The sequence below is a fragment of the Campylobacter sp. MIT 12-8780 genome, assembly GCF_006864535.1.
Taxonomy (GTDB): Bacteria; Campylobacterota; Campylobacteria; order Campylobacterales; family Campylobacteraceae; genus Campylobacter_D.
The window spans coordinates 85,786-96,625 of sequence record NZ_QHLL01000005.1 but is presented as its reverse complement, the minus strand read 5'-3'; the positions used below and the strand labels follow the sequence as shown (position 1 = coordinate 96,625).

Genomic DNA, 10,840 nt, shown 5'->3' with positions numbered 1-10,840 from the left:
ATGAGATATAAAGCTGTCATTACGAGCCTTAAGCGTTGCAATCCACAAAGCCTAAAAAATGAATTGCTCCTTGCTACACCCTCACAATGACACGATTTCAAGCTTTCTATAAATTCACAAAAAACTAAACAACTCACAAGGTTTTTTTACATCTCACTTGTCAAGCTCCGCTCTTAGTTCATTTATATCATCAAAGGCTTTGAGTTTGCCAGCTTTATAGTCTTTTAGCATTTTATTTGCTTCTTTTTTCCACTTTAAAGCCTGCTTTTCACTCGCTTGCACCCCACATTTTGCCTTTATGCTTTTAGCTATGCCTTGAAATATCGGCAAAAAAGCTTCATCTACATTTTTTATGATTAAAGTCATGGCGTATCCCTTTGTTCGTATATATTTAAAGTATAACATAAGTTTTTAAAAATTTTATTTAAGAAAAAGTATGCTTATTTGAGATAAAAAAAGTTTCTTTCAAATTTAAAAAGAAAGTATTTTATCTTACAGCTTTTTAAGATTTTATTAGCTAAGATTAAAATTTCTTTTGTTAAAATATACATTTTAATAATAATTATCTAATTTTAAGGTTTATTTTGAATTTAGGCTTTTTCTTTCATATTGCTTTTTTGCTTCCTCTGCTTTGCATTTTGGCTATTTTGAGCTTATTTATCGGGGTAAGTGATATTCATATTTTTGATATTTTGCAAGGACATAGTCTTGAAAATGAAGTCTTTTTGATCTCAAGAATTCCTAGAACCATTACCATCATTATCACAGGAATGAGCTTGAGTATTTGTGGGCTGATTATGCAGCAACTCACGCAAAATAAATTTGTCTCCCCAACCACAGCTGGGACTATGGATTGTGCTAAGCTTGGCATACTTGTGAGTATGATTTTTTTCGCTCAAAGTGCTTTTATCACTCAAGTTTTTATCGCTTCGCTTTTTGCTTTGGCAGGAAGTTTGATTTTTTTGCAAATTTTAAACAAAATCAAGCTCAAAAATCTTATCCTCGTGCCTTTAATAGGGCTTATGTTTGGAGGTGTTATCAACTCAATCACGACTTTTTTTGCCTATCAGATGAATTTGATTCAAAATATGCAAGGCTGGCTTCAGGGCGATTTTTCAAATACCATGCAAGGAAGTTATGAGCTGATCTACCTTACCCTGCCCCTACTTTTGCTGGCTTTTTTATATGCAAATAAAATCACAATCGCTGGTATGGGGAAGGACATAGCCACGAATTTAGGGCTTTCTTATCAATTTATTTTAAATTTAGGCTTAATTATAGTAAGTATTATCGTTTCTGTGATCATACTTATGGCTGGAGTTATCCCATTTTTAGGGCTTATAGTGCCAAATATCGTTTCGATTTTCAAAGGAGATGATTTAAGAGGATCAATTCTTATCGTTGGACTTTTTGGGGCAGTTTTAATGCTTGTATGTGATATTTTTTCAAGGCTTATTATCTATCCTTTTGAAGTGCCTATCAGCCTTACTTTAGGCGTGCTTGGTTCTTTTATGTTTGCATTGATTTTACTTAAAAAGAAAAATTATGCGTAAAAAGCTTTTTATTACTGCGTTCATCACCTTAGTGTGTATTTTGATTTATATTTTTAGTTTTATGGGAAAATTTCCTGAATTTGTTATCAAAGAAAGAACTATAAGTATTTTAGCTATCATTTTAGTGGCTACTTGTATCGCTATTTGCACGCTTATTTTTCAAACGATTACAAACAACAAAATCCTTACTCCAAGTATTATAGGGCTTGATTCTTTATATCTTTTAGTGCAGTCTTTTCTTGTTTTTATGCTTACAGCAACGCATGTGAGTGTTTATGATGAGAGGGTTAATTTTCTTACTTCTGTAATTTGTATGATCGCTTTTGGCATTGTTTTTTATAAGATTTTATTTAAAGAAAATCGCAGCATTTATCATATCTTGCTTTTAGGGCTTATTTTTGGAACATTTTTTTCATCTTTAAGCTCCTTTTTTGAAGTCTTAATCGATCCAGATGAATTTTTAGTCGTGCAAGGGCGTATGTTTGCTAGCTTTAATAATGTCAAAATAGAACTTTTAGCATTAAGCTATATACTTTTTATCGGTATTTTTATATATATGCTTTCGTATTTTAAATTTCTTGATATTTTAGCTTTAGGAAAAGATATATCCATAAATTTAGGGCTTGAATATGAAAACTTAGTGAAAAGATTTCTCATCATCATTGCTGTTTTAATCTCTATAAGCACGGCTTTAGTAGGACCCATTACCTTTCTTGGACTTTTGGTTACAAACTTAAGCTATGAGCTTTTTAAGACGAGCAAGCATAGCATTTTACTTGTCGCTTGCACGCTTGTAAGTATCATCGCTTTAGTTGGTGGGACTTATCTTGTTGCTAGAGTTTTTGCTTTTAATGCAACTCTTAGCGTGGTGATTAATTTTATCGGGGGAATTTATTTTATTTATCTTGTGTTAAAGGGCAATCGCTTATGATAGAACTTAGAAATATCAACAAAAAATACGATGAAAAAATCGTGCTTGAAGATATAAATTTAAGCTTTCAAAAAGGTAAAATTACCTCCTTAATCGGCTCAAATGGTGCTGGAAAAAGCACCTTGCTTGGCGTAGCAAGCAGGCTTTTAAGCCCAGATTCAGGCGAAGTTTTATTTGATGGTAAAAACCTTAAAACATATAAAAATAGCGAACTTGCGAAAAAAATTTCTATTCTTAAACAGCAAAATCATCTTAACATTCGTCTTAGAGTTAAAGAGCTTGTAAGTTTTGGACGTTTTCCTCATAGTGCAGGTAAATTGGGCGAAAAAGACAAACAAAAAATAGCTCAAGCCATCGAATTTATGGGACTTAAAGACTTAGAAGATCGCTTTTTGGACTCCTTAAGTGGAGGACAAAAACAACGCGCGTTTATCGCGATGATTATCGCTCAAGATACTGATTATATTATGCTTGATGAGCCTTTAAATAACTTGGATATGAAAAATTGCGTGCATATTATGAAAATGCTTCAAAGGCTTGTGCTTGAATTTGATAAAAGCATCATACTTGTGCTACATGATATTAATTTTGCTTCTGTGTATTCAGACACCATAATAGCAATGAAAAATGCACGGGTATTGTTTCATGGCGATACAAAAGATATCATTCAAAGTGAAATTTTAAGAGAAATTTATGATTTTGATATTAAAATACAAGAAATAAATTCAAAGAAAATTTGCGTATATTATGAATAAAATTTATCTTATTTTAAAGGAGAAATAATGAAAAAAACGCTTTTCATTACGATTTTTTCAGTTTTTGCTTTCTTTGCTTGCAGCAATGATAAAAGCACTCAACAAGACTCAAATAGCACCGAGTCAAACACTTCGATCAAAGAAAAAGCAAGAGTGCAAGTCAGTTATAAGCCTCTTGTGCTTCATGATAAAGGCTCAAGCTTTGAGATCGAGCATTCTTTAGGTAAAGCTGAAGTGATAAAAAATCCAAGCAAGGTAATCATCTTTGATCTTGGAGCTTTAGATACTTTTGATGCACTTGGTTTAAATGATCGTGTCGTAGGTGTTACGAGCAAAACTCTACCAAAATACCTTGAGCAGTTTAAGGACAAAGCAAGTGTTGGGGCTGTAAATGAAGCTGATTTTGAAAAAGTAAATGAACTTCAAGCTGATTTGATTATCATCTCGGGCAGACAAGCTAAATTTTTTGATAAACTTAATCAAATATCACCGACAATTTATGTTGGCACAAACAATGCTGACTTTTTAAATTCTTTTGAAAACAAAGTCATCACTCTAGCCACACTTTTTGACAAACAAGAAGAAGCCAAAGCTCAACTTGAAGCCATAAAAGCTGACATTGAGAGCAAAAAAGCAGAACTTGATCCTAACAAAAAAGCCCTTATCGTGCTAACAAATGCAAATCGCATTTCAGTATTTGGCGAGGGTTCAAGATTTGGCATTATCCATGATGTTTTGGGTATCAAAGCAGCTGATGAAAGCATAAAAGCTGGTACTCATGGAAATAGAGCTGATTCTGAATATATCTTAAAAATCAATCCAGATTATCTTTTTGTCGTGGATAGAAATGTCATCGTTGGCAATCAAGAACGAGCTCAAACTAGCCTTGATAATCCATTAGTGGCAAAAACAAATGCAGCAATGAATGGCAAAATCATCTATCTTGATCCGGAGTATTGGTATCTTTCAGGTGGTGGTTTAGAGTCTTTTAAAGTTATGGTTGATGAAGTTTTTAAAGCTCTTAAATAAAAACAACAAACTTTAAAGTGAATGAGATTTTCACTAAAAATTTGCCTTATTGAGTTTTTTTAATTATAATTTCAAAAACTTTTAAGGCAAAATTATGGATATAAGCACACTCAAACAGGAAGAATTTAAAAGCTCTATTTATATCAAAGCCAAACGTTTCAGTTATCTTAAAAACGGCAAAAAACATACTTGGGACTTTATAGAAGCCCTAGATAGCGTCTCTATACTCTTATATCATAAAGAAAAGCAAAGTTTTATCTTTGTAAGGCAGTTTCGTGTGCCTTTGTGGGATTATCAAGTAAGAAACAATGTCAATATAGACAAAAGCGAGCTTGGCTATAGCGTAGAGCTTTGCTCTGGACTTGTTGATAAAAACTTAAGCATAGAGGATATAGCCAAAGAAGAATGCCTTGAAGAGCTTGGCTATCTACCAAAAAGCCTTGAAAAAGTAGCTGATTTTTATGGCGGTTTTGGTTCTGGAGCAAGCAAGCAAAGCCTGTTTTTTGCCGAAGTGAGCGAAGAGGACAAGAAGGCTGAGGGCGGTGGAATTGATGATGAGGAAATTCAAAGTGTTTTTGTTAAGGTTAAAGAATTTGAAGAATTCTCAAAACACATTGTGCGCGCAGCAAGTTTTGAGTTTGCTTATCTTTGGTTTATGAAAAACAAAGCCCAAATTTATGGGCTTTAACATCAGCTTTCTTTATTTGTTTGAGTTTCTTGAGGAGCAGAAGATTCTTGCTGCGAAGGAGTTTTAGTTTGTGTATTACTTGCAATAGCAAGCATATCTTTGAATATATCAAACAAACGATTTGAAGCAGCTTCAGCGTCATTACACTTAGAAAGAATTTCTTGTTTGAGTTGCTCGCTTTCGCTTCCATCTATATTTTTTGCCAGCTCGATCGCTTCATTCATACTTTGATGCACTTTTTGGTGTGGCTCATTGATTTGTGGGAACATTGGGTTTGTTCCAAAACGTTGTTTTCCATCAGCTGCGACCCATTTGCCTAGACGACAACTTAAGTGATCTGAAAGTTTTTTACCTGAATGAGTGAAAATTTCTTTATATCCATTAAGTTTAAAGGCGACATGATCAAGCTTCACTAAAGACACAAAAGCTTCTGAAACTATACCGGTAGCATTTACATTGTTTGCATTTGCTTCTTCTTTGAGCTCATTAAATTTATCAGAAAACTGCATAATATGAGTATTTGAGTCCATAGAAACTTTTTCAACTTGTTCGCTTTGAGAAAACATTTCATTCGCATTTTGTTTGAGTAGGTTGATATTCATTTCTACTTCAGCTGTTGCTTTTTGGGTTTTTTCAGCAAGTTTTCTTACCTCATCAGCAACGACAGCAAAACCGCGCCCATGTTCGCCAGCTCTTGCTGCTTCAATAGCTGCATTTAGAGCCAAAAGATTGGTTTGATCTGAAACATCTTTGATTAAATTGATAACATTACTGATCTCATCAACGCTTCTATGTAAGGTGCCGGCTGTATCTCGGGATTTATTTGCTGATTCTATAATATCACCTAAAGAATGCGTGATAGAATTGGTGATTTCATCAAGCTCATTCATAGCTTCTAAAGAAGAGTTAGAAGAGTTTGCGATCGCTTCAGCTTTATTTACATTTGCAAGCATATCATTTTGAACAACCGTGATATTGCTTAAAACTCCGGCTAAAAGCGTGCGGAAAAGATCAGACTGCAAAGTCTTTTGAGAACTACTTTTAAGTTTTTCAATCTCAGCTTTTAAGTTTTCATTTTCGCTTCTAAGCTGTGAGATTTGTAGTTGCATTTTTTGTGTTTCTGAATTTGTATTCAATGCCACATCTAAAGTTTTTTTATTTAAGCCAAACACGATAGCTCCTTATTGATTTTTAGAATAATTAGCCAAATATTGTCCTAATTCTTCTTTTACGCGTAATTTTTCTTTTTTCATTCTTGAAATTTCAAGATCGTCAAGATGAACTCTTCCTTCTTCGGCAGCTTTGATTTGATCATCAAGTTCATTATGTTTTTCAAACAAGCTGTCAAAGCGTCCGTCCTTCCCTTTAAGCTCGGTCATCAAATCTCTATATTCATGCCACATTTTAAATACTCCTTGAATCTAAGTTAAATATAATCAAGATTATAACAAAAAAAATGCTAAACTTATATAAAATAAGCAAAAAAATTGGGTGTTTTTTTGCTTTTGAAAGAACAAATTGTGAAAATTTGATACAAAAGTGCAATTTTAATTAAAATCAAGATAAGCACACAAGATAACCTCCGCTCTTAATATAAAAGCGAAGGTAAAAAGTATATTTAAGGTATTTCTTAAGTAGAGGCTTGTGGTTAAGAGTTTTGTTTTCTTAGAGTTCTTAAAGTTGAAGCAGCAACTCTGATTTTTCTTGTAGTGCCGTCTTCTAAGGTGATACGAACGGTTCTAAGATTTGGCAAAAAGCGTCTTTTTGTTTTGTTGTTCGCATGGCTTACATTGTTTCCTACCATAGGACCTTTTCCTGTAACTTGACAAATTCTTGACATGATTTTTCCTTGTTAAATAATTTCTAAAGTGCAATTCTAGCAAATTTAAGCTTAAATTTTTCAAATATTTATATTTTTTTTATACTTTAAAAGATAAAATTCACTTTTTTGAAAGGAAAAACAAAAATGTATGTAGCACCAAGTCTTTTATCGGCTGATTTTTTGCACCTTAAAGAAGAGATAGAAAAAGTATGTGAAGCTGGGGCTGATCTTTTACATATTGATGTTATGGACGGACATTTTGTGCCAAATCTTACTTTTGGACCTTGCGTGCTTAAAAGTATCAAAGAAGCAAGCTCTGTGCCACTTGACATTCATTTGATGGTTGATAATATAGACTTTTTTGTGGATTTGTTTTTACCTTTCAAGCCTAAATTTTTAAGCTTTCATATAGAAAACCATGCCCACCCTATAAAACTTTGTCAATACTTAAGATCAAAAGGTATTGGAGCTGGCATAGTCTTAAATCCACATACAAACATTTCCACGCTTGAGCATTTGCTTGAATTTGTGGATTTAGTGCTTTTAATGAGCGTTAATCCTGGCTTTGGCGGACAAGAGTTTTTGCCCTTAGTTTATGATAAAATCAAACGCTTAAGAGAACTTGTCGATCAAAAAAACGCTAAACTTTTCATCGAAGTTGATGGAGGGGTAAATGGGCTTAATGCAAGCGAGCTTGAACTTGCTGGAGCTGATATACTCGTGGCTGGAAGCTATATCTTTTCTTCGCAAGATTATAAAAACGCTATTTCATCTTTAAAGCTTGAATTTTGAGCCAACAACAAATCGATGAGTTTGTCGCTAAACTCGCTAAACAAAACAAGCCCTACACACTCGCACTTCAAGAACTAAACAAGATCGAAGAGCTTGATTTTATCGATTTTGATTTATATATGCTTGAACTTTTGGGCTTAAGTGTGAATTTAAATGCTCAAAATGAGCTTACTTTAAAAAGCAAAAGCACTGCCTTAAAAGATCAAATTTTTTGCGTTGTGGATATAGAAAGCAACGGAAGCTTTAAACGAGGCGGACAGATCATAGAAATCGGAGCTGTTAAAATCCAAAACTACAAAGAAATAGCCCATTTTAACACGCTTATCAAAGCCTCAAATGTGCCTTTAAATATACAAGAGCTCACTGGAATTTCAAGCTCTATGCTACAAAATGCACCTTCTTTAGCTTCAGTGTTAAATGAATTTAGACTTTTTTTAAAAGATAGTATTTTTGTGGCTCATAATGTGCGTTTTGATTATGGTTTTATCTCAAGTTCTTTGCAAGAATGTGGCTTTGGCGTGCTTTTAAATCAACGCCTTTGCACCATTGATCTTGCACGAAGACTTATTCAAAGTGAGCGTTATGGGCTTGATAGCTTAAAAGAAATTTTACATATCACAAGCGTGCATCACAGAGCCTTAAGCGATGCTAAAGCTGCAGCTGAAATCCTAAAACACTGCCTTAAAAAACTCCCATTTTATATCAAAACCACTCAAGAATTACTTGATTTTAGTAAAAATACTAAGACACTTAAAGCGACTAAAGCCTAATTTGCCCTTCTCCATTGATAAGGTATTTGTAAGTGCAAAGCTCATTTACGCCCATAGGACCTCTAGCGTGTAGCTTGTTTGTTGAAATTCCAAGCTCTGCACCAAAACCAAACTCGCCTCCATCACTAAAACGCGTCGAGGCATTAACATACACGCACGCTGAGTTAATATGTCTTTGAAAAAAAGCGATATTTTGGGCGTTATTTGAAAGTATAGCTTCAGAATGAGCTGAAGAAAAAGCATTGATATGCTCGCAAGCTTCTTGAACACTATCAACTAGCTTTACACTGAGTTCAAAATCAAGCCACTCGCTCGCAAAAGCCTTTTCATCAGCGATTTGAAATTCAAGCTTTGAATGCTTAAAAAACTCAAGAGCATTTTCGTGTGCGTGAATTTTTACCTTAAATCGCTCAAGTTCTGGCACAAGCAAACCAAAAAGCTCTTTGGCTATATTTTTATGCACTAACAAGCTTTCTAAAGCATTGCAAACACTTACTCTTTGGCATTTTGCATTGATGATAATCTCGCATGCTTTTTTTAAATTTGCACCCTCATCGACAAAGATATGGCACAAGCCTTTATCGTGTTTGATAAGCGGAATTTTCGTATTTGCAGCAATTTGCGCGATCATAGCCGAACTTCCACGAGGCACGATCACATCGATAATATCATCAAATTCAAGTAAACTTTGAAACTCAGCCCTATCAACAAGCATTAAAAAGCATTCATGCAAATCAAAGCCTTTAAGCACCTCATTTATAATGCTAAAAAACGCTTCATTGCTGTATCTTGCTTCACTTCCGCCTTTTAAAACTCCAGCATTAGAACTTTTCAAAAGCAAAGCCAAAATTTCCGCACTAATCGCTGGACGCGCCTCATAAATCACCCCCACGACACCTAAAGGAATGCTCACTTTTTCTATCTTTAAACCAGCATAATTTACCCAGCCCTCAAGCACCCTACCAACAGGATCAGGCAAAAAAGCGATCGTTTCTAAGCCTTTGCAAAGCGCTTCAAGTCTTTTTTCATCAAGTTTTAAGCGATCTTTAAAAGCTTCATTTTTGTTAAAATTTGCCAAATCTTTTTCGTTTGCTCTTAAAATCAAATGTGTTTTTTCACGCAAAGCTTGAGCAAGAGCGAGTATGATTTTTTCTTTTTGGCTTGGATTAAGTTCGAGTAATTTTTGTGTATTTTTCTTAAGTTTTTCAAGGCTTTGACGCATTTTTAATCCTTTGTTTATAAAAAATTTGATACATTATACAAAAATTTTATCAAGAAAGGTATTTTGAGTATGAAAAAAGTTGATCTTATCGTTATAGGTGCTGGTCCAGCTGGCATTGGAGCAGCCGTAGAAGCAAAGCTTAAGGGTAAAGAAGTTGTTTTGCTTGAAAAAGCTGATGCTATATGCCAAACCTTTGTGAAATTTTATAAAGATGGCAAAAGAGTTGATAAAGAGTATAAAGGGCATGATAGCACAAACCGCGGACATATCCCTTTTGAAGACGGCACCAAAGAAAGCTCGCTTGCAACCTTTGAAGAAGCCTTAAAAGCAAACAATATAGAACTTGAGCTTAACAGCGAAGTTGAAAGTGTGAAAAAAAGCGGAGAAAATTTCATCATCACTACACCAAAACAGAGCTATGAATGCAAAAATATCATCGTCGCTATAGGCAGAATGGGCAAACCAAACAAACCAGACTATAAAATCCCAGCCACTTTAAATAAAGTCGTCAATTTCAACGCAAACAGCGTGCAAGAGGGCGAAAAAATCATTATCATAGGCGGTGGAAACTCAGCGGCTGAATATGCTGTTGATCTTGCAAGCAAACACAAAGTTACGCTTTGTTATAGAAGAGATAAATTCACAAGGCTTAATGATATCAATCTAAACGATGTAGAAACGGCTGCTAAAGAAGGTAAAATCACACTTAAGCTCGGCGTTGATATTAGCGAAGTCCAAGATGAAAATGGTAAGGTAAAAATGCTCTTCAATGACGGCAGTAGCGAAGTATATGATAGAGCCATTTATGCGATCGGTGGTTCTACGCCGGTGGATTTTTTACAAAAATGTGGCATAGAAGTTGATGACAAAGGCGTGCCTGTATTTGACGCACATAAACAAAGCAATGTTAAAGGCATATTTGTAGCTGGCGATATCGCTACAAAAAATGGCGCAAGCATAGTTGTGGGGCTAAATGATGGCGTTATCATTAATGATTATCTAGCATAAAACTTCAATTTCAAGCTTTTAGGCTTGAAATTCCTTCTTTTTTTTAAGCAAAAATAAAACTTATCTTTATCATGTATTTTTTTAGAGTGGTAATTAAGCATTTATCTTTCTTTACAGCTTGCTTTCTCGCGCCTCTTTAGAGTCTGCCCTACTTTATCTCTTTTTTATTTAAAGCCACCCTCTAAAATTTTCTCATTGCAAATAAAAAAAATAATATAAATTCGATTAACATATAAAAAACTTGATTTTTCTTTAAATCAAATGGAGCCA

At 34.3% G+C, this 10,840-nt stretch carries 13 protein-coding genes and 1 pseudogene; 8 read left to right on the top strand and 6 right to left on the bottom strand.

Translation table 11 applies throughout. The features are described from left to right. Positions 1-153: 153 nt before the first annotated feature. On the bottom strand, positions 154-366 hold the full coding sequence (locus DMB95_RS05300) for a hypothetical protein (protein ID WP_142931205.1): 213 nt from the start codon (positions 364-366) through the stop codon (positions 154-156). Positions 367-584: 218 nt separating this feature from the next. Between DMB95_RS05300 and DMB95_RS05295 the strand changes: the two genes are divergently transcribed. The 5 genes from DMB95_RS05295 to DMB95_RS05275 all read left to right on the top strand — a co-directional run bounded on the left by DMB95_RS05295 (position 585) and on the right by DMB95_RS05275 (position 4,956). Continuing rightward, positions 585-1,553, top strand: a complete 969-nt coding sequence (locus DMB95_RS05295) for an ABC transporter permease (RefSeq protein ID WP_260604825.1) — start codon at positions 585-587, stop codon at positions 1,551-1,553. Further along, on the top strand, positions 1,546-2,484 hold the full coding sequence (locus tag DMB95_RS05290) for an iron chelate uptake ABC transporter family permease subunit (RefSeq protein WP_142931204.1): 939 nt from the start codon (positions 1,546-1,548) through the stop codon (positions 2,482-2,484). Before DMB95_RS05295 ends, DMB95_RS05290 begins: the two co-directional genes overlap by 8 nt. Continuing rightward, positions 2,481-3,239, top strand: a complete 759-nt coding sequence (locus tag DMB95_RS05285) for an iron ABC transporter ATP-binding protein (RefSeq protein WP_137633180.1) — start codon at positions 2,481-2,483, stop codon at positions 3,237-3,239. The genes DMB95_RS05290 and DMB95_RS05285 overlap by 4 nt, the downstream gene beginning before the upstream one ends. Before the next feature lie 27 nt (positions 3,240-3,266). Next, the gene (locus tag DMB95_RS05280) at positions 3,267-4,268 is read left to right on the top strand and encodes a siderophore ABC transporter substrate-binding protein (RefSeq protein ID WP_142931203.1); all 1,002 of its coding nucleotides are present in this window, start codon (positions 3,267-3,269) and stop codon (positions 4,266-4,268) included. A 94-nt stretch (positions 4,269-4,362) separates the two neighbouring features. Beyond that, positions 4,363-4,956 (top strand): NUDIX domain-containing protein, encoded by a 594-nt coding sequence (locus DMB95_RS05275; RefSeq protein ID WP_137633178.1) that lies wholly within the window; start codon positions 4,363-4,365, stop codon positions 4,954-4,956. A 2-nt stretch (positions 4,957-4,958) separates the two neighbouring features. Here the strand turns inward: DMB95_RS05275 and DMB95_RS09885 are convergent, their stop codons facing one another. From DMB95_RS09885 to rpmB, 4 genes and pseudogenes are all read right to left on the bottom strand, one after another. Next, positions 4,959-5,465, bottom strand: coding sequence for a CZB domain-containing protein (locus DMB95_RS09885; RefSeq protein WP_442861448.1), 507 nt, complete (start codon positions 5,463-5,465; stop codon positions 4,959-4,961). Positions 5,466-5,483: 18 nt separating this feature from the next. Next, positions 5,484-5,744 (bottom strand): annotated as a pseudogene (locus DMB95_RS09880) (methyl-accepting chemotaxis protein); the annotation flags it as partial. Positions 5,745-6,137: 393 nt separating this feature from the next. Further along, positions 6,138-6,359: a YdcH family protein gene (locus DMB95_RS05265; RefSeq protein ID WP_137633177.1), complete on the bottom strand. Its 222-nt coding sequence runs from the start codon at positions 6,357-6,359 to the stop codon at positions 6,138-6,140. A 245-nt stretch (positions 6,360-6,604) separates the two neighbouring features. After that, positions 6,605-6,796 (bottom strand): 50S ribosomal protein L28, encoded by a 192-nt coding sequence (gene rpmB, locus DMB95_RS05260; RefSeq protein ID WP_137633176.1) that lies wholly within the window; start codon positions 6,794-6,796, stop codon positions 6,605-6,607. Positions 6,797-6,922: 126 nt separating this feature from the next. Between rpmB and rpe the strand changes: the two genes are divergently transcribed. Further along, positions 6,923-7,570 (top strand): ribulose-phosphate 3-epimerase, encoded by a 648-nt coding sequence (gene rpe, locus DMB95_RS05255; protein ID WP_137633175.1) that lies wholly within the window; start codon positions 6,923-6,925, stop codon positions 7,568-7,570. Then, positions 7,567-8,340 carry a 3'-5' exonuclease gene (locus DMB95_RS05250; RefSeq protein ID WP_137633174.1) on the top strand — a complete coding sequence of 258 codons (774 nt, stop codon included), beginning with the start codon at positions 7,567-7,569 and terminating at the stop codon, positions 8,338-8,340. The genes rpe and DMB95_RS05250 overlap by 4 nt, the downstream gene beginning before the upstream one ends. Here DMB95_RS05250 and DMB95_RS05245 read toward each other — a convergent pair. After that, positions 8,330-9,562 carry a glutamate-5-semialdehyde dehydrogenase gene (locus tag DMB95_RS05245; protein WP_142931202.1) on the bottom strand — a complete coding sequence of 411 codons (1,233 nt, stop codon included), beginning with the start codon at positions 9,560-9,562 and terminating at the stop codon, positions 8,330-8,332. The genes DMB95_RS05250 and DMB95_RS05245 overlap by 11 nt on opposite strands. A 69-nt stretch (positions 9,563-9,631) precedes the next feature. Between DMB95_RS05245 and DMB95_RS05240 the strand changes: the two genes are divergently transcribed. Next, complete coding sequence (locus tag DMB95_RS05240) at positions 9,632-10,570, top strand: NAD(P)-binding domain-containing protein (protein ID WP_137633172.1); 939 nt, start codon at positions 9,632-9,634, stop codon at positions 10,568-10,570. The last annotated feature ends 270 nt before the right edge of the window (positions 10,571-10,840 follow it).

Coding starts and splice junctions, on each gene's coding strand:
- DMB95_RS05245 (WP_142931202.1), bottom strand. CDS start 9,562: ATGCGTCAAAGCCTTGAAAAACTTAAGAAAAATACACAAAAATTACTC.
- DMB95_RS05285 (WP_137633180.1), top strand. CDS start 2,481: ATGATAGAACTTAGAAATATCAACAAAAAATACGATGAAAAAATCGTG.
- DMB95_RS09885 (WP_442861448.1), bottom strand. CDS start 5,465: ATGCAGTTTTCTGATAAATTTAATGAGCTCAAAGAAGAAGCAAATGCA.
- DMB95_RS05290 (WP_142931204.1), top strand. CDS start 1,546: ATGCGTAAAAAGCTTTTTATTACTGCGTTCATCACCTTAGTGTGTATT.
- DMB95_RS05265 (WP_137633177.1), bottom strand. CDS start 6,359: ATGTGGCATGAATATAGAGATTTGATGACCGAGCTTAAAGGGAAGGAC.
- DMB95_RS05275 (WP_137633178.1), top strand. CDS start 4,363: ATGGATATAAGCACACTCAAACAGGAAGAATTTAAAAGCTCTATTTAT.
- DMB95_RS05280 (WP_142931203.1), top strand. CDS start 3,267: ATGAAAAAAACGCTTTTCATTACGATTTTTTCAGTTTTTGCTTTCTTT.
- DMB95_RS05300 (WP_142931205.1), bottom strand. CDS start 366: ATGACTTTAATCATAAAAAATGTAGATGAAGCTTTTTTGCCGATATTT.
- rpmB (WP_137633176.1), bottom strand. CDS start 6,796: ATGTCAAGAATTTGTCAAGTTACAGGAAAAGGTCCTATGGTAGGAAAC.
- DMB95_RS05240 (WP_137633172.1), top strand. CDS start 9,632: ATGAAAAAAGTTGATCTTATCGTTATAGGTGCTGGTCCAGCTGGCATT.
- rpe (WP_137633175.1), top strand. CDS start 6,923: ATGTATGTAGCACCAAGTCTTTTATCGGCTGATTTTTTGCACCTTAAA.